The sequence below is a fragment of the Amycolatopsis sp. WQ 127309 genome (assembly GCF_023023025.1).
GTDB lineage: Bacteria > Actinomycetota > Actinomycetes > Mycobacteriales > Pseudonocardiaceae > Amycolatopsis.
Window position 1 is genome coordinate 4323994 of sequence record NZ_CP095481.1, and the last position, 17647, is coordinate 4341640.

At 71.0% G+C, this 17647-nt stretch carries 17 protein-coding genes and 1 pseudogene; 10 read left to right on the forward strand and 8 right to left on the reverse strand.

Features of this window, described 5'->3' with window-relative positions:
* The 3 genes from MUY22_RS20375 to paaI are packed head-to-tail and all read right to left on the reverse strand — an operon-like array spanning position 1 to position 2278.
* Positions 1 to 591 carry a TetR/AcrR family transcriptional regulator gene (locus MUY22_RS20375; protein ID WP_247061674.1) on the reverse strand — a complete coding sequence of 197 codons (591 nt, stop codon included), beginning with the start codon at positions 589 to 591 and terminating at the stop codon, positions 1 to 3.
* Positions 588 to 1865, reverse strand: coding sequence for a phenylacetate--CoA ligase PaaK (gene paaK / locus MUY22_RS20380; protein ID WP_247061675.1), 1278 nt, complete (start codon positions 1863 to 1865; stop codon positions 588 to 590). The genes MUY22_RS20375 and paaK overlap by 4 nt, the downstream gene beginning before the upstream one ends.
* Entirely contained in the window at positions 1862 to 2278 is a 417-nt protein-coding gene (gene paaI, locus MUY22_RS20385) for a hydroxyphenylacetyl-CoA thioesterase PaaI (protein ID WP_247061676.1), read from the reverse strand. The genes paaK and paaI overlap by 4 nt, the downstream gene beginning before the upstream one ends.
* A gap of 167 nt (positions 2279 to 2445) precedes the next feature.
* Here paaI and paaZ point away from each other — a divergent pair, with 167 nt between their 5' ends.
* The 6 genes from paaZ to paaE all read left to right on the forward strand — a co-directional run bounded on the left by paaZ (position 2446) and on the right by paaE (position 8141).
* A complete protein-coding gene (gene paaZ / locus MUY22_RS20390) occupies positions 2446 to 4476 on the forward strand; it encodes a phenylacetic acid degradation bifunctional protein PaaZ (RefSeq protein WP_247061678.1) in 2031 nt (676 codons plus the stop codon).
* On the forward strand, positions 4473 to 5402 hold the full coding sequence (gene paaA / locus MUY22_RS20395) for a 1,2-phenylacetyl-CoA epoxidase subunit PaaA (protein ID WP_247061680.1): 930 nt from the start codon (positions 4473 to 4475) through the stop codon (positions 5400 to 5402). The genes paaZ and paaA overlap by 4 nt, the downstream gene beginning before the upstream one ends.
* 86 nt (positions 5403 to 5488) lie before the next feature.
* Positions 5489 to 5755, forward strand: a complete 267-nt coding sequence (gene paaB, locus MUY22_RS20400; RefSeq protein WP_247064017.1) for a 1,2-phenylacetyl-CoA epoxidase subunit PaaB — start codon at positions 5489 to 5491, stop codon at positions 5753 to 5755.
* Complete coding sequence (paaC, locus tag MUY22_RS20405) at positions 5752 to 6609, forward strand: 1,2-phenylacetyl-CoA epoxidase subunit PaaC (protein ID WP_247061682.1); 858 nt, start codon at positions 5752 to 5754, stop codon at positions 6607 to 6609. The genes paaB and paaC overlap by 4 nt, the downstream gene beginning before the upstream one ends.
* Positions 6603 to 7091: a 1,2-phenylacetyl-CoA epoxidase subunit PaaD gene (gene paaD, locus MUY22_RS20410; RefSeq protein ID WP_247061684.1), complete on the forward strand. Its 489-nt coding sequence runs from the start codon at positions 6603 to 6605 to the stop codon at positions 7089 to 7091. The genes paaC and paaD overlap by 7 nt, the downstream gene beginning before the upstream one ends.
* Positions 7092 to 8141, forward strand: a complete 1050-nt coding sequence (gene paaE / locus MUY22_RS20415; RefSeq protein ID WP_247061687.1) for a 1,2-phenylacetyl-CoA epoxidase subunit PaaE — start codon at positions 7092 to 7094, stop codon at positions 8139 to 8141.
* Positions 8142 to 8289: 148 nt separating this feature from the next.
* Here the strand turns inward: paaE and MUY22_RS20420 are convergent, their stop codons facing one another.
* The 4 genes from MUY22_RS20420 to ccrA form a co-directional block, all read right to left on the reverse strand.
* Entirely contained in the window at positions 8290 to 9420 is a 1131-nt protein-coding gene (locus MUY22_RS20420; RefSeq protein ID WP_247061689.1) for an adenylate/guanylate cyclase domain-containing protein, read from the reverse strand.
* A 1-nt stretch (position 9421) separates the two neighbouring features.
* Positions 9422 to 9874 carry a universal stress protein gene (locus MUY22_RS20425; protein WP_247061691.1) on the reverse strand — a complete coding sequence of 151 codons (453 nt, stop codon included), beginning with the start codon at positions 9872 to 9874 and terminating at the stop codon, positions 9422 to 9424.
* A 92-nt stretch (positions 9875 to 9966) separates the two neighbouring features.
* Positions 9967 to 11190, reverse strand: coding sequence for a chromosome segregation protein (locus MUY22_RS20430; RefSeq protein WP_247061693.1), 1224 nt, complete (start codon positions 11188 to 11190; stop codon positions 9967 to 9969).
* 145 nt (positions 11191 to 11335) lie between these two features.
* Positions 11336 to 12676, reverse strand: a complete 1341-nt coding sequence (gene ccrA, locus MUY22_RS20435; protein ID WP_247061695.1) for a crotonyl-CoA carboxylase/reductase — start codon at positions 12674 to 12676, stop codon at positions 11336 to 11338.
* Positions 12677 to 12985: 309 nt separating this feature from the next.
* On the opposite strand from ccrA, the pseudogene MUY22_RS20440 reads away from it, so the two are divergent.
* Positions 12986 to 13236, forward strand: a pseudogene (locus MUY22_RS20440) (SPW repeat protein).
* Positions 13237 to 13840: 604 nt separating this feature from the next.
* Entirely contained in the window at positions 13841 to 14458 is a 618-nt protein-coding gene (locus tag MUY22_RS20445) for a TetR/AcrR family transcriptional regulator (RefSeq protein ID WP_247061697.1), read from the forward strand.
* A gap of 423 nt (positions 14459 to 14881) precedes the next feature.
* Here the strand turns inward: MUY22_RS20445 and mce are convergent, their stop codons facing one another.
* Positions 14882 to 15337, reverse strand: coding sequence for a methylmalonyl-CoA epimerase (gene mce, locus MUY22_RS20450; protein WP_247061699.1), 456 nt, complete (start codon positions 15335 to 15337; stop codon positions 14882 to 14884).
* A 137-nt stretch (positions 15338 to 15474) separates the two neighbouring features.
* Between mce and MUY22_RS20455 the strand changes: the two genes are divergently transcribed.
* Complete coding sequence (locus tag MUY22_RS20455; RefSeq protein WP_247061700.1) at positions 15475 to 16662, forward strand: acetyl-CoA C-acetyltransferase; 1188 nt, start codon at positions 15475 to 15477, stop codon at positions 16660 to 16662.
* Positions 16663 to 17628, forward strand: coding sequence for a methylmalonyl Co-A mutase-associated GTPase MeaB (gene meaB, locus MUY22_RS20460; RefSeq protein ID WP_247061701.1), 966 nt, complete (start codon positions 16663 to 16665; stop codon positions 17626 to 17628).
* Positions 17629 to 17647 lie beyond the last annotated feature (19 nt).

Consider the following 17647-nt stretch of genomic DNA (forward strand, 5'->3'; position numbering starts at 1 on the left):
TCACGAGGGCGTGCGCAGGCCTTCGAACGCCACCTTGCACACCGCGTCGGCCACTTCCGCCGCCGAGCCGCGGCGGGGCCGGTACCACTCGATCAGCGAGTTGACCATGCCGAAGATCAGCCGCGCGATCACCGCCGGGTCGACGTCCGGGCGGATGTCGCCCTCGGCTTCGGCCTGCTTCACCAGGTCCGTCACCAGGAGGTCGAATTCGCGCCGGCGAGCCAGCGCGGCGCGTTCCACCTTCGTGTTGCCGCGGACGCGCAGCAGCAGCGTGACGAACGGCAGCCGGTCGGCCAGCACCAGCACGCTGCCGCGCACCAGGTGCTCCAGCCGGTCGACGGCCCGCCCGTCGAGCCGGGCCGTCTCCTCGGCGACGGCGAACAACCCGTCCAGGGCCCGGTCGACCGACAGCCGCAGCAGCTCTTCCTTGCTGGGGACGTGGTGGTAAATGGCCGACTTCGTGATGCCGAGCTTGCGGGAGAGGTCCTCCATGCTCGTGCCGTCGTAACCGCGCTCGTTGAACAGCTTCACCGCCACCTGCAGCAGCGATTCGAGGTCGTAGCCGGGACGTCCGCGCCGGGGCGCCGTCACGGCTTCTCCCGCTGGTCCACGATGCGCCGCATCTTGCCCATCGAGCGCTCCAGGGTGTCCGGGTCGACGACGTCCACCGACACCGTCACGCCGACGCCGTCCTTCACGCCGGTCACCAGCTCGGCGGCGGCGCGCACCCGGTCCTCGGCGACGGCGTCGTGCCGGGCCTCGACCAGCACGGTCAGGTGGTCGAGCCGCCCGCGCGTGGACCGGACGAGCTGGAAGTGCGGGCTGAGGGAAGCCGTCCGCAGCACGATCTCCTCGATCTGGGTGGGGAAGACGTTGACGCCGCGCAGGATGATCAGGTCGTCGGTGCGGCCGGTGACCTTGTCCATCCGCCGGAACGCCGGCCGCGCGGTGCCCGGGTTCAGCGCGGTCAGGTCGCGCGTGCGGTAGCGGATGATCGGCAGGGCCTGCTTGGTCAGCGACGTGAACACCAGCTCGCCGGTCTCGCCGCCGCCCAGCACGTGCTCGTCGAAGGGGTCGATCACCTCGGGGAAAAAGTGGTCCTCCCAGATGTGCAGGCCGTCCTTCGTCTCGACGCACTCCTGCGCGACGCCGGGGCCCATCACCTCGGACAGCCCGTAGATGTCGACGGCGTCGATCGCGAACCGCTCTTCGATCTCCGTGCGCATCTGCTCGGTCCACGGCTCGGCGCCGAAGATCCCGACCTGCAGGGAACTTTCCCGCGGGTCGACGCCCTGGCGCTCGAACTCGTCGAGCAGCGTCAGCATGTACGACGGCGTCACCATGATGATCTCGGGCCGGAAGTCGGTGATCAGCTGTACCTGCCGCGCCGTCATGCCGCCGGACGCCGGGATCACCGTGCAGCCCAGCTTTTCCGCGCCGTAGTGCGCGCCGAGACCGCCGGTGAACAGGCCGTAGCCGTACGCGTTGTGCAGCTTGTGGCCCGCCCGCCCGCCCGCCGCGTGGATCGACCGGGCCATCACCGTGGCCCAGGTGTCGATGTCCTGTTCGGTGTAGCCGACGACGGTGGCCTTGCCGGTCGTGCCGCTGGAGGCGTGGATGCGCCGCACCTGGTCCTGCGGCACGGCGAACATCCCGAACGGGTAGTTCTCGCGCAGGTCCTGCTTGGTGGTGAACGGGAACTTCGCCAGGTCGGCGAGTTCTTCGCAGTCGTCCGGGTGCACGCCGGCGTCGTCGAACTTCTTCGTGTACGCGGGCACGTTCGCGTAGGCGTGCCGGAGTGTCCACTGCAGACGCTCGAGCTGCAGCGCGGCCAGCTCGTCGGCGGAGAGGTTCGCCTCGATCATGCTTCTTCCCGTTTCCCGGAGATGACGCGGCTGCGGCCGCGGAATTCGGCGACGGTTTCCGGTCCCGCGGGGGTCTCCCGGTGCACGGTGACGTCGTAGATGCCGTTGCGGCCGTAGCGGGTGCGCTCGGTGGCCGTCGCGACGAGGTGGTCGCCGAGGCGGCCGGCGGCGACGAAGGAGATCTCCGCGCCCGCGGCGACGGTGACCGGGCCGTGGGTGTTGCAGGCGCAGGCGAAGGCGGTGTCGGCGAGCAGGAAGACGTACCCGCCGTGCGCGATGTCGTGCCCGTTGACCATCGACGCGGTGATCGTCATGGTCGCGACCGCGCGCCCGTCGCCCGCCTCGACGAGGTCGATGCCCAGCGCGCGGGACGCCTCGTCGGCGGCGAACATGGTGTGCGCGGCGTTGGTCATGCACCCTCCGTTGACTGACCGAATGGACGGTCATCCGGTGGTGCGCCTCAGTAAAGGCAGAGGTCCGGGCCGGTGTCAAGCGCCGGGGCCTTCCGATCTCGGCGGCCAGCGGCTACGATGGAATTACTGAACGTCCGGTAGGTAATTCGGTGGAGAGGTCGGACTCGATGGGTTTGCTGCGCAGCTACGTCTCGGGCGAGTGGCACACGGCGGCGGAAGACGGTGTTCCGCTGCACGACGCCACGACCGGCGAGGAGGTCGCCCGGGTCTCCTCGGCGGGCGTCGACTTCGCGGGCGCGCTCGAATACGGCCGGCGGGTCGGTGGCCCGGCGCTGCGCGAGCTGACGTTCCACCAGCGGTCGGCGCTGCTCAAGGCGCTGGCGTCGCACCTGCGCGAGCACCGCGAGGAGCTGTACGCACTCTCCGCGAAGACCGGCTCCACGCTGGGTGACTCCAAGTTCGACATCGACGGCGGCATCGGCGTCCTGTTCAGCTACGCCTCCAAGGGCAAGCGCGAGCTGCCGAACGCCACCGTCTACGTCGAGGGCGGCGTCGAGCCGCTGAGCAAGGGCGGCACCTTCGTCGCCCAGCACATCGCCACCCCGCTGCGGGGTGTCGCCGTCCAGATCAACGCGTTCAACTTCCCCGTCTGGGGTCCGCTGGAGAAGTTCGCCCCGGCGTTCCTGGCCGGCGTCCCGAGCCTGGTCAAGCCCGCGAGCCAGACGGCCTACCTGACCGCGCGGCTCGTCGAGCTGATCGTCGAGTCGGGCATCCTGCCCGAGGGCTCGCTGCAGTTCGTCGCCGGCAGCGTCGGCGACCTGCTCGACCACGTGACCGCGCAGGACCTGGTGTCGTTCACCGGCTCGGCGTCCACCGCGCAGAAGCTGCGCGCGCACCCGGCGATCATCCGCAACGCCGTCCGCTTCAACGCCGAGGCCGACTCGCTGAACTGCTCGATCCTCGGCCCGGACGCGCGGCCCGGGACCACGGAGTTCGACCTCTACGTCAAGCAGCTGACCTCGGAGATGACGGTCAAGGCCGGCCAGAAGTGCACGGCCATCCGCCGCGCGTTCGTCCCGGCCGAGCTGCTCGACGACGTCGCCGCGGCGGCGTCGGCGCGGCTCGCGAAGGTGACCGTCGGCAACCCGACGGCCGAAGGCGTCCGGATGGGCGCGCTGGCCAGCCTGGAGCAGCGCGAAGAGGTCCGGCGCTCACTGAAGGCGCTGCTCGACGCGGGCAGCGTCGTGTTCGGTGACCCGGAGAAGGTCGACGTCGTCGACGCCGATGCCGAGCGCGGCGCGTTCCTCTCCCCGGTGCTGCTGAAGGCCGACCCGGAGCGGTCCGAGCCGCACGAGGTCGAGGCGTTCGGCCCGGTCTCGACGCTGCTGCCCTACACCTCCACCGAGCAGGTCATCGAGCTGGCGGCGCGCGGCGGCGGCAGCCTGGCGGGCTCGATCGTCAGCGCCGACACGGAGTTCGTCCGCGAGGTCGTCCTGGGCGCGGCGGCCTACCACGGCCGGCTGCTGGTCCTGGACGCCGACGACGCCAAGGAGTCGACCGGCCACGGCTCGCCGATGCCGCAGCTGGTGCACGGCGGCCCCGGCCGCGCGGGCGGCGGCGAGGAGATGGGCGGGATCCGCGGCGTGCTGCACCACATGCAGCGCACGGCCGTGCAGGGCTCGCCGGCGGTGCTCACCGCGGTGACCGGCCGCTGGGTCGCCGGCGCGCCGCGCACCGAGAGCGACGTCCACCCGTTCCGCAAGTCCCTGGCCGAGCTGCGCATCGGCGACTCCGTCGTCGCCGGGCCGCGCACGGTCCTGCAGTCCGACGTCGACCACTTCGCCGAGTTCACCGGCGACACGTTCTACGCGCACACCGATCCCGCGGCCGCGGCCGCGAACCCGCTGTTCGGCGGGATCGTCGCGCACGGCTACCTGGTCGTCTCGTTCGCGGCGGGCCTGTTCGTCTCGCCCGAGCCCGGCCCGGTCCTGGCCAACTACGGCCTGGAGAACCTGCGGTTCCTCACGCCGGTGAAGGTGGACGACGCGCTGACCGTGACGCTCACCGCCAAGCAGATCACGCCGCGCATCGACCAGGAGTACGGCGAGGTCCGCTGGGACGCCGACGTGACCAACCAGGACGGCGATTCCGTCGCGAAGTACGACGTTCTGACCCTCGTGTCGAAGGAGCAGCCGTGACCGCCGTCTTGGAAGAGCAGTTCGAGGCCGTCATCGAGCGTGACCAGCGCATCGAGCCGCGCGACTGGGTGCCCGACGGCTACCGCAAGACGATGATCCGGCAGATCGCGCAGCACGCGCACTCCGAGATCATCGGCATGCAGCCCGAGGGCAACTGGATCACGCGCGCGCCGTCGTTGCGGCGCAAGGCGATCCTGCTCGCCAAGGTGCAGGACGAGGCCGGCCACGGGCTCTACCTGTACTCGGCCGCGGCGACCCTGGGCGCCGACCGCGCGGACCTGACCGACAAGCTGATCACCGGCAAGCAGAAGTACTCGTCGATCTTCAACTACCCGACGCTGACCTTCGCCGACGTCGGCGTGATCGGCTGGCTGGTCGACGGCGCGGCGATCTGCAACCAGGTGCCGCTGTGCCGCAGCTCGTACGGGCCGTACGCGCGGGCGATGATCCGCATCTGCAAGGAGGAGTCGTTCCACCAGCGGCAGGGCTACGAGCTGCTGATGACGATGATGAAGGGCACCCAGCAGCAGCGGGACATGGTCCAGGAGGCCGTGAACCGCTGGTGGTGGCCGTCGCTGATGATGTTCGGCCCGCCGGACGCCGACTCGCCGAACACCGCGCAGTCGATGGCGTGGAAGGTCAAGCGCCACACCAACGACGAGCTGCGGCAGCGTTTCGTCGACATGTCGGTGCCGCAGGCGGCCGCGCTCGGCGTCACGTTCCCGGACGCCTCGTTGAAGTGGAACTCGGAACGCGAGCACTACGACTTCGGCGCTGTGGACTGGGACGAGTTCAAGAACGTGTTGAAGGGCAACGGCCCGTGCAACGCGTCGCGCGTCGCCCACCGGCGTCGCGCGCACGACGACGGCGCGTGGGTTCGCGAGGCCGCCGTGGCGCACGCGGCGAAGAAAGAGGAGCGCAAGTGAGCGACCTGACTGCCGAAGGCGGCCACGGCGCCGTCCCGCTCGAGGGCGTTCCCGCCGCGCCCGGGCCGGTCAAGCACGACTGGCCGTTGTACGAGGTGTTCGTCCGGGGCAAGCGCGGGCTGAACCACGTGCACGTCGGCTCGCTGCACGCGGCCGACGACGAGATGGCGCTGCACCACGCGCGTGACCTGTACACCCGGCGCAACGAAGGCGTGTCGATCTGGGTCGTGCGCGCCTCCGACATCACGGCGTCGTCGCCGGACGAGAAGGACCCGTTCTTCGCGCCGAGCGGCGACAAGGTCTACCGGCACCCGACGTTCTACGACATCCCCGAGGAGGTGCCGCACATATGAGCTTCGACAACGTCTACGAGTCGCTGACCGAGGAGAACGACGCCCGCTGGGCGTTCGGCACCGGCTTCGAGGACCCGCTGTCCGGTGTGGACACTTCGGTGCCGTCCGGTGTGGACGGTGCCGCGCTGGCGGCCTATTGCCTGATGCTCGGCGACGACGCGCTGATCTTCTCGCACCGGCTGCAGGAGTGGTGCACGAACGCACCCGAGCTGGAGGACGAGGTCGCGATCGCGAACATCGGTCTCGACCTGCTCGGCCAGGCGCGGCTGCTGCTGGCGCGCGCCGGCAAGGCCGACGGCTCCGCGCGCTCGGAGGACTCGTTCGCGTTCGACCGCGTCGAGCGCGAGTTCCGCAACGTCCGGCTCGCGGAGCTGGGCGGCGGCCACTTCGGGCACCTGATCGCGCGGCTGTTCGTGTTCTCGACGTGGCGGCTGGCTTTGCTGCAGCGTCTGGTGTCGTCGGTGGACCCCGTGCTCGCGGCGATCGCGGACAAGGGCGTCAAGGAAGTCGCTTACCACCGCGACTACGCGGCGCAGTGGCTGGTCCGCCTCGGCGACGGCACGCCGCTGTCGCACGAGCGGATGCAGGAGGGGCTCGACGCGGTGTGGCCGTACATCGGCGAGCTGTTCCGGACGCACCCGCTGGAGCTGGTGGACGCGGCTTCGCTGCGCCCGGAGTTCGATGTTGTGCTGGACCAGGTGCTTTCGGCGGCGACCCTGAGTCGGCCTTCGTCCGGCGACATCGCCGGCGTCTCGGGCCGGACGGGCCGCGACGGCGTCCACACCGAGCAGCTGGGACTCCTGCTGGCGGAGCTGCAGAGCGTGGCCCGGGCGATGCCGGACGCGAAATGGTGACCGCGTCTCTGGTCGCCGCGACCGTCACCGACCCCGAGCTGCCGATGCTGACCCTGGCCGATCTGGGCGTGCTGCGTTCGGTGTCCGAAGTGGACGGTCGGGTCGTCGTCGCGATCACGCCGACGTACACCGGCTGCCCGGCGATGGACACCATGCGCGACGACCTGGAGCACGCGCTGCTCGGCGCGGGCTACGCGGACGTCGAGATCCGGACGCAGCTGGCGCCGTCGTGGACGTCGGACTGGATCACGTCGGAAGGCCGTCGCAAGCTGGCCGAAGCGGGGATCGCGCCGCCGGGCGCGGCGCCGCGGCGGTCGGGCCCGATCCCGCTGACGCTGTCGGCACCGGTGTCGTCGGTGCCGTGCCCGCTGTGCGGGTCCGCGGACACGGAGGAGCAGTCCCGCTTCGGCGCGACGGCGTGCAAGGCGCTGCGGCGCTGCCGGTCGTGCCAGGAGCCCTTCGAGCACGTCAAGGAGATCTAGGTGGCGTTTCACCCCTTGAAGGTCGCGGGCATCGCGCGCCTGTGCGACGACGCCGTCGCCGTGACGTTCGACGTGCCCCCTTCGCTGGCTTCGGACTTCGACTTCAAACCGGGCCAGTCGCTGACGCTGCGCCGCTCGGTGGACGGCCGCGACGAGCGCCGTTCGTACTCGATCTGCGCGGCGGCGGGCACCGCGCCGCGAGTCGGCGTCCGCCTGGTCCCGGGCGGCTTGTTCTCCTCGTGGCTGCTGAACGACGTCCGCGCGGGCGACACGATCGAGGTCGCGCCGCCCACGGGTTCGTTCACGCCGGACCTGACGCAGGGCGGCCACCACGTCCTGATCGCGGCGGGCTCGGGCATCACGCCGGTGCTGTCGATCGTGTCGTCGCTGCTGGCCACCCCGGACGCGACGGTGACGGTGCTGTACGGCAACCGCCGCACGGACACGGTGATGTTCGCGGACGAGCTGGCGGACCTGAAGGACCGCGCACCGTCCCGCTTGGAGCTGATCCACGTCCTGTCCCGCGAGCCCCGCGAGGCCGAGCTGTTCACCGGCCGCCTGGACGTCCCCAAGCTGCGGCAGCTGTTCTCCTCGCTGGTCCCGGTGTCCGAAGTGGACCACTGGTGGCTGTGCGGCCCGTTCGAGATGGTGACGGGCGCGCAGGAGCTGCTGACGTCGCTTGACGTGCCGCGCGCACGAATCCACCAGGAACTGTTCTACGTCGACACCCCGCCGGAGCCGGTCGCGCACCTGGACCCCGAGGTCGCCGGAGAATCCTCGGAAGTCCGGGTGGTCCTGGACAGCCGCGCTTCGACGATGACGCTGCCCAGGACGTCCTCGGTCCTGGACGGCGCCCAGCGCTACCGCCCGGACCTGCCGTTCGCCTGCAAGGGCGGCGTGTGCGGCACCTGCCGAGCGCGAGTCACGGAGGGCAAGGTGGACCTGCGCCGCAACTTCGCCCTGGAAGAGGCCGAGGTAGCGGCGGGTTTCGTCCTGACGTGCCAGTCATACCCGGTCTCGGAGACAGTCACGGTGGATTACGACGCCTGAGGCCGTGTTGTCCACAGGCACGCTCACTTGTGGACAACTCGGCCCTTCAGACCCGTTTCCCCGGTTCCGGACGGTGGTCGCCACTAGACTGGACCTGGGGACGCCCCCCTGGGAGCGGTGGGGGAGTTTCGGCTGGTGCTGAGGTGTGTCAGAGCATGCGTCGGCGGCGACGGCGGCGTGCGCGGGGCGTCTCGGCGGTGTCCTCGCCGACAAGCGCGGTCTCGTCTTTCGCGGGCGTCGGCTCCGTGAGGCCCAGCATCTCCGCCGCCAGCTGTTGTGAGCTTGCGAAGGCGCCCGTCGGGACCTTCGGCGCGCGGCGCAGCGCCGAGGGGCGGAGGCGGTTGTAGCCGCGGACCGTCACCGGGCGGCGCTGGCGCAGCTCGTACGCCGGTTCCTCCGCCAGCTCGGTCGCCAGCTCGCGGTCGATCAGGATCGTGCCCGGGCGGGCCACCGACGTCAGGCGGGCCGCCAGGTTGACGACCGAGCCGTAGACGTCGCCGAAGCGGTTCAAGACGCGGCCGGACGCCATGCCCGCGCGGACCGCCGGGATGCTCTCGTCCGCCGAGGTGCGCTCGGACAACGCCAGCGCGATCTCCGCCGCGGCCACCGCCGAGTCGGCGACGAACAGGACCTCGTCGCCGATCATCTTCACCACGCGGCCGTGGTGCTCGGCGATCGTCTCCGTCGCCAGCAGCTCGAACACGTCGAGCACGCGGCTCAGCTCGTCCTCGTCGATCTGGCGCGTCAGGCGCGTGTAGCCGACCATGTCGACGAACCCGACCACCTGGGTGCGCGTCTCGAGGTTCTCGTCCGGCGCGGCGAACGCCCGGCCGGCGTACGCCGCCAGGTGCCGGCGCCAGACGAAGTTCTGCACCTGCTCGAGCTCCGGCAGCAGCCGGTCGACGAGCCGGGCCACCTGGCGCTCGCTGCGGCCCAGCTCGGGCTGCTCTTTGATCAGCTCGAACAGCATGTCGACCTGCCACTCGGCCAGCCGCGACAGGTGCTGGCCGAGCGCGCGCGTCACCGCCACCTCGATGCTCGGGTCGATCAGGCCCGACCGCACCAGCTGATCCGCCGTCCGCATGGCCTCGACGTCGGCGTCGGTGAAGACCACCTCGTCGTCGGGGACGGTCGCGAAGCCCAGCGCACGCCAAAGCCGGCGCGACCGATCGTCGGGCACGCCGGCCTTTTCGGCCACTTCGAGCCGGGTGTACTTCCGCCGGCCGCCGAGCAGGATCCGCTCGAGCCGCTGCTGAAGCCCTTCGCCCGAATCGGTCACGTCAGGTCGTGTGGACGATCAGCACGTCCACACCGGACTTGCGCGCCACCTCCGACGGCACCGAGCCCAGGATCCGGCCCGCGATCGTGTTCAGCCCGCGGTTGCCGACGACCAGCAGGTCCGCCTCGCGCTCGTGGACGACCTTGCGCAGCGACTCGACCGGGTCGCCCTTCACCGCGACCGTGTCGATCTTCTCCGCGCCGGCGCGGACCGCCCGGTCGCGCGCGGACTGCAGGGTGTCCTCGGCCGGCGCCGAGCCGACGACCTGGTAAGCCTCGTCACCCAGGACGTCCTGGGCCTTGTCGACGTCGGTCTTGCTGGCCGGGTAGAACGCGCACGTGATGACGAGCGTCGCCCCCGCGTCGCCGGCCACCGCCGCCGCGCGGTCCACCGCCGCGAACGAAGACTCCGAGCCGTCCGTGCCCACCACCACGGTCCGATATGCCGCACCCATGCGCAAAACCTCCACGTGATCCCGCGTGAGCAGGGACGATGACGGTCGGCGTCGACCGCGCGGGCTCGTCCGAGCTCGTGTCGGGTCGAAGGTTACTCGCCAGTCGCTTTCTGCGCTCCGCTTGGCCGCGGACTGGGCTTCGGCGTGGGCTTGGGGGTGGGCTTCGCCGCCGGCTTCGGCTTCGGAACGTCCGAGGCCCGGATCCGGATGGTCTCCTCGACGTCGTTCACCGGCTTGGTTTTCCCGGTGTCTGATTCCGCCGCCGGCTGGTCCGGTTTCAGGTCCGCCGCCTTCAGATCGGCCGTGACCTCCGCGGGCACCTTGACGTCGTCGCCGAGGACGGTGTGCGCCTCGGCGAGCACCGCCCGCGCCGCGCGCACCTGCTCGGCCAGCCCGCCGCGGACCTTGCGCAGCGAGTCGACGCGTTCATTCGCCTGGGTGATCCGCCGGTTCGACTCGTCGGTCGCCGTCGAGACGCGGCGCCGGGCCTCGTCCGCGGCTTCGGCGAGGCGGGCGTTGGCCTCGTTGAGCGAGTCCTGACGGCGCTTGTTCGCGTCCGCGACCGACTCCCGCTGACGGCGGTCGATCTCGGCCTTCGCGGTCTTCTCCTCGTCGAGGATCTTCGTGCGGATGTCGGCGGCGTCCTGCGTCGCCTCGTGGACGCGGCGCGCGGCCTCGGCCTTGCTTGCCGCTTCCTGCTCGGCCAGCACCCGCATCGCCTCGCTGCGGCGCGCAGCCATCGCGATCTCGAAGTCCTCTTCGACCTTCGTGCGCCGGTCCGACGACTCGGTGTCGAGCTTCGTGCGCTCGGCCTCGGCCTTGCCGGTGATCTCCGTGGCCTGCGCGCGGGCGTCCTCGAGCACCTTGCGGTGCTCCGCCTCCATCTCCTTGCGGCGCAGGTCGAGCTCGGTGAGCAGCTGCTCGTAGCGGGCGCGCATGGCGCTCGCGTCCGTCTCGGCCTTGGCCCGGATGTGGCCGGCCTCCGCTTCGGCGCGGGCCCGCGTGTCCGCGGACTCGTCCTGGGCCAGGCGCAGCATCCGCTGCAGCCGCTCCGAGAGGCCTTCGACGCTGGTGGGCGGCTGGGCCAGCCGGTCGACCTGCCCGCGCAGGTCCGCGATCTCGCCGCGCGCGATCTCCAGCTGCCGGGCCAGGTCGCCGGCCTGCGCGATGGCGGCGTCCCGATCCGCGGTGAGCATCTTCAGGTCGGCGTCCAGCCGTTCGAGGTGCTCGTCGACCTGTGCTCGGCTGTACCCGCGCTTCGCCACGTCGAAGCCGGCTCCCAGCGGCACAAGCTCCCGTTCATCGCCAAGGCTCATGCGCCTACCGTAGTCGCAGCCGGGTCACGGAAGGGTGAGCACCCGGGGCCTGCGCCGAAAGTACCGCCCGATGCGGCGAAAGGATCTTGCCGGATCGGGCCGGATCCAGGCGGATCCCGACGCCGCGATCCGGCCCCTTTCCCGCTCAGGCCCCGCGAAACGCGTTGATCCCTTCGAGGTGCTTCGCGCGCTTCTCCTCGTTGCGGACGCCGAGGCCTTCCTGCGGCGCGAGCGCGAGCACGCCGACCTTGCCCTGGTGCGCGTTGCGGTGCACGTCCAGCGCGGCCTGCCCCGTCTCCTCCAACGCATACGTCTTCGACAACGTCGGGTGGATCAGACCCTTCGCGATCAGCCGGTTCGCCTCCCACGACTCACGGTAGTTCGCGAAATGGGAGCCGACGATCCGCTTCAAGTTCATCCACAGGTACCGGTTGTCGTACTGGTGCATGTATCCCGAGGTCGACGCGCACGTCACGATCGTCCCGCCCTTGCGCGCCGCGTAGACCGACGCGCCGAACGTCTCCCGGCCCGGGTGCTCGAACACGATGTCCGGGTCCTCACCACCGGTCAGCTCCCGGATCTTCGCCCCGAAACGCTGCCACTCCTTCGGGTCCTGCTCGGTGTCGCTCTTCCAGAACTTGTAGGCCTCGGCGCTGCGGTCGATGATCAGCTCCGCGCCGAGCTTCCGGCAGATCGCGGCCTTCTCGGGGCTGGACACCACACACACCGGGATGGCGCCGCCGTTCAGCGCGTACTGCGTCGCGTAGGAGCCGAGCCCACCCGAGGCGCCCCAGATCAGGACGACGTCACCCTGTTTCATGTCCGCGCCGTTGCGCGAGACCAGCTGCCGGTAGGCGGTGGAGTTGACCAGCCCGGGGGAGGCGGCTTCCTCCCAGGTGAGGTGATCCGGCTTCGGCATCAGCTGGTTCGACTTGACCAACGCCACCTCGGCCAGACCACCGAAGTTCGTCTCGAAACCCCAGATCCGCTGCTCGGTGTCGAGCATCGTGTCGTTGTGCCCGTCCGGGCTCTCCAGCTCCACGTTCAGGCAGTGCGCGACCACCTCGTCGCCCGGCTTCCAGGTATGCACACCCACCCCGGTCCGCAGCACGACACCGGACAGGTCCGACCCGACCACGTGATAGGGCAGGTCATGCCGCTTCGCCAGCGGCGAGAGCTTCCCGTACTTCTTCAGGAACTTGAACGTCGGGATCGGCTCGAAGATCGACGTCCACACGGTGTTGTAGTTGATCGCACTCGCCATCACCGCGACCAGCGCCTCACCGGGGCCGAGCTCCGGGACGGGCACGTCATCGACGTGCAGCGACTTGCGCGGATCCTTGTCCCGGCTCTCGAGGCCGTCGAACATGTCGACCTCGTCCGCGTGGACGGTCACCCCTCGATAGCTCTCCGGCACGGGCAACGAGCCGACCGCGGCCGACTCGCCGTTCAGGATGGCCTGCTGGATCTCGCCGAGCTGCGTCATTGATTCCTCCGGGGTCAACGGCGTTGGCGGCAGAAATTACTCGCCGGTAACTCGCGTCCACAACTGTACGAGACGAGCAGCACGAATTCACCTCGAACTGTGACGGAGCAGTCTTGACCGGCTGGCCAGTCAAAGCACCTGATCAAAGCAGGGAACACCCCACCCGACCAGCAGGATCACCGACGGAGGTGAGCACGAACGAGTGAAGTCTCCACGCGCGCACAGACCCGGCCCCACGACTGGGCCGAGGTCGTCATCGGGGCCGTAGCCGCTCTTTCACCCCTTTGGCTGAGCACGGACACGACCGCGATGTGGACGATGCTCGTCTCGGGATCGCTGATCGCCCTGGACGGCCTGGCCTCGCTAGCGGTGCCCGGCGCGGTCTACGGCGAAGGCATCCAGACAGCCCTCGGCGTGCTGTTCTTCATCGCACCGTGGGTACTGGGCTATACCGGGTTGGACGGCGCGTCCTGGACGTCCTGGATCGCCGGAGTGCTGACGGTCATCGCCGGCGCGCCGCGGTCGCGACCGCGGCGCACCGCACAGCGAGCCAACACTGACCAGCTGGCACCAGCGGTCGGCGCCCAGCGGCCGTAGCCGGTGCCTGAGCGGCTGGTACCCCGCGGCCGACAGGTGAGCAGTCGGCGTGGGGGGCCGTCGGTACTTGGCGGCCGGCGGGTGAGTGGCCGGTGCTTGGGCGGCGGGCGCTTGACTGACTGGCGCTTGACTGACTGGCGCTTGACTGACTGGCGCTTGACTGACTGGCGCTTGAGCGGCTGGCACCCGGCGGTCGGCACGTGATTGGTTGGCACCCAGCGGTCGACGCGCGAGTAACCGGTGCCTGAGCGGCCGGTGCTTGACCGGTCGAGACAGGTGAGTGGCTAGCGCTTGAGTGCTGACACGTGAGTGGTCGGCCCTGATCGGCCAGTACCGGCGGCTGGCAGGTGAACAGTCGGAGCTTGAGCCGTCGGCACTCAGCGGCCGGCAGTGAGTGGCCGGTGCCCGAGGGGCCGACGCTGACCGACTGGCAGTTGAGCGGTCGCACTGAGTCGTCGACACTGAGCGGTCTGCGCCGGCCGTCCCGCACAGGGCGCCCGGCGCAGACCGCTCACCTTGCGGGGTCGGCCCCGAACGACCGGCACCGAACGACCAGGAGGCACCGGAATGACCGAGGATTCGACGAAAGAGCGCATCCTCTGCGCCGCCGAGGCGCTCTTCGCCGAGTCCGGCTTCGACGCCACCCCGACCTCCCGCATCGCGGAGCGGGCCGGCGTGCCGAAGGGCCTGGTGCACTACTACTTCCGGCACAAGGCCGACCTGCTCACCGCGCTCGTCGAGCGGCTGCCCGACGAGCGCATCGAACCGGCCGCGGTCGTCGTCCCCGGCGACCTCGCGGGCAGCCTGCGCCGGCTCGTCCGTGAGCTGGACCACCGCTTCAGCCGCTCACTCGGGCTCTCGCACCTGCTGTGGCGCGAGGCCGACACCCACCACGTAGTCCGCGAGGCCCTCCACGCGCGCTTCCAGGTCCTGGTGCGCCAGGTCCGTTCGGTGATCCTGGCGGCCACCGGCGGGCACTTGTCGAACGCCGACGTCGACCGCGCGTCGGGCCTCCTCGCCCGCGCGGTCAGCCACCGGCACGCGACGGCCCGTCACTCCGAGGACGACCTCCCCGCCGAGTTCGACGGCGAGCTCACCTTCATCGCGGAGTCGCTCGCCGCCAAGGCCGCATCGCCCGGCGCCACGTCCGCCGAGGCTGCGCCCGCCGAGGTCGCGCCTGCCTAGCGGAGTCGAGACGGGCCCGACCTGCGCCGCCCGACCTGCGCTGGCCCCAGAACGCACTCGAGGCGTACCGCTCGGACAAGCAGGGCGCCCGGAGTGGGCCGCGCGGCACACCAAGTCCGGCGCGAGACCGAGCGCACGACACAACCGGGCGGAGTGGGCCGCCGGAATCAGCGGGCTTGGCGCGTGGGGCCCAGTGGGCGCCGGCCGGCCGGCGCCTTGCGGCGCCGATCGAACCGCAGGCTCCGCGTGCTGCACCGGCTGGCTGCCCGGTGGCGCGCGGCCGGCGATGTGAGTCAGGCTTTCCCCGCCCCGCCCCGCCCCGCCCCGCCCCGCCCCGCCCCGCCCCGCCCCGCCCCGCCCCCGTCGTGTCGTGCGCGCGGTTTCGCGCCGGACTGTTGTGCCGGGCGGGGTTCCGCGTCGGCGCTAGTGTGCGGAGCCGTCCTTGGCCGGCTCCACCAGCTCCACGAGGACGCCGCCCGCGTCCTTCGGGTGGACGAAGTTCACCCGGCTGTTGGACGTGCCGCGCTTCGCCTCCGCGTACAGCAGGCGCAGGCCCTGATCGCGCAAGGCCGCCGCCGCTGCGTCCACATCGGACACGCGGTACGCCAGCTGCTGCAATCCCGGCCCGCTCTTCGCCAGGAACTTGCCGATCGCCGAGTCGTCGCGCAGCGGGGCCAGCAGCTGGATCTGCGTCTCTGTGCCCGCGGTGCCGGGCGCGCGCAGCATCGCCTCACGCACTCCCTGCTCCTCGTTCACCTCCTCGTGCGCCACTTCGAGGCCGAAGTGCGCGCGGTGGAACTCGATGGCCGCGTCCAGGTCCGGGACCGCGATGCCGACGTGGTCGATGGCCGTCACGAACGGCCGCAGGGCGTCATTCATGGAGGCAGGATAGGCGGCCGCGGCACGGCGTCGAGCCGGAATCGTCGCGTGCCCCGCCTCACACTGGCTCCATCAAGAAGCCCACCCCCCGGGTATGGTCGAGCGAACTGCCCATGCGCCGAAGCTTGGAGGACGCCGTGTCCGGTTCCGTGATCCTGGGTGCCGCCCGTACACCGATCGGGCGCCTGCTGGGGTCCCTCAAGGACCTCACGGGGGCGCAGCTGGGCGGGGTCGCGATCAAAGCGGCCCTCGAACGCGCCGGGGTCGCCTCGGACGCGGTGCAGTACACGATCATGGGCCAGGTGCTGACCGCCGGCGCCGGCCAGATCCCGGCCCGCCAGGCCGCGGTCGCCGCGGGCATCCCGATGAGCGTGCCCGCGCTGACGATCAACAAAGTCTGCCTCTCCGGCCTCGACGCCATTGCGCTCGCCGACCAGCTGATCCGCGCCGGCGAGTTCGACATCGTCGTCGCCGGTGGCCAGGAGTCGATGACCCAGGCGCCGCACCTGCTGCCCAAGTCCCGCTCCGGCTTCAAGTACGGCGACACCACCCTCGTCGACCACATGGCCTACGACGGTCTCTTCTGCGCCTTCGACCAAGTCGCCATGGGCGCCTCGACGGAGAAGTACAACTCCCGCTACGGCGTCACCCGCGAGCAGCAGGACGCGTTCTCGGCGCGCTCCCACCAGCGCGCCGCCGAAGCCATCAAGAACGGCTACTTCGCCGACGAGATCGCGCCGGTCTCCATCCCGCAGCGCAAGGGTGACCCGGTCGTCTTCGACACCGACGAAGGCGTCCGCGCCGACACCACCGCCGAAGGCCTCGCGAAGCTGCGCCCCGCCTTCGCCGCCGACGGCACCATCACTGCGGGCTCGGCCTCGCAAATCTCCGACGGCGCCGCCGCGGTGGTCGTGGCCAGCAAGGCCAAGGCCGAGGAGCTGGGCCTCACGGCGATCGCCGAAATCGGTGCGCACGGGGTCGTCGCCGGTCCGGACGCGAGCCTGCACGAGCAGCCGTCGAACGCCATCCTCGCCGCGCTGGCGAAGGAGAAGCTCACCGCCGACGCGCTCGACCTGATCGAGATCAACGAGGCGTTCGCCGCCGTCGGCCTGGTGTCGACCGACAAGCTCGGCATCGACCCGGAGAAGGTCAACGTCAACGGTGGTGCCATCGCGCTCGGCCACCCGATCGGGGCGTCCGGGGCGCGGCTGGCCGTGCACCTGATCCACGAGCTGCGCCGCCGCGGTGGTGGCCTCGGTGCCGCCGCGCTGTGCGGTGGCGGTGGCCAGGGTGACGCCCTGCTGCTGCGGGTGCCGTCCGCGTAAGTGGCCGGCGCACTCGACCTCGACGATCTGGTCGGCCGCGCGCGGGACGGGCAGCCCCGTGCCGTCGCGCGGCTGCTTTCGCTCGTCGAGGACGCCCACCCGCGTGTCGCGGAGATCGCGCGAGCGCTGACGCCGCACACCGGGCGAGCCCGGATCGTCGGGCTCACCGGCCCACCCGGCGTCGGCAAGTCGACTTCGACGTCGGCCTTGCTGACGGCGTTGCGCGCGGAGGGTAAGCGGGTCGGCGTGCTCGCGATCGACCCGTCTTCGCCGTTTTCCGGTGGGGCGCTGCTCGGCGACCGGATCCGGATGACCGAGCACGCCACCGATCCCGGCGTGTTCATCCGCTCGATGGCCACCCGCGGGCACCTCGGCGGGCTCTCGTGGGCCACCCCGCAGGCCGTGCGCGTGCTCGACGCCGCCGGTTTCGACGTGGTGCTGATCGAGACCGTCGGGGTCGGACAGTCCGAAGTGGACGTCGTGAAGCTCGCCGACACCACCGTGGTGCTGCTCGCGCCGGGCATGGGCGACGGGATCCAGGCCGCCAAGGCCGGGGTGCTGGAGATCGCCGACGTCTTCGTCGTCAACAAGGCCGACCGCGACGGCGCGGAGGCCACGGTGCACGACCTCAAGCAGATGATCTCGCTGGCGCGCCGGGAGATCCGCGGGCCGAGCTGGCGCCAGCCGATCGTCCGGACGGTCGCGGCCAAGGGCGAGGGCGTCGACGACGTCGTCCGGGCGCTGGCCGAGCACCACGACTGGCTGGTCGCGAACGACGAGCTGGGCCGCCGCCGGGTGGCGCGGGCCCGCGACGAGGTGGAGGCCATCGCGCTCCGGCGGTTGCGGGCCGAGCTGACCGACCTGCGTGGTGGCGGCCGGCTGGCCGGTGTGGCCGAACGGGTCGTCGCCCGGGAGCTGGACCCCTTTGCCGCTGCGGACGCGCTGATCGCGGACCTGCGAACCTAGTGCGAGTTCCGTGGTCGGA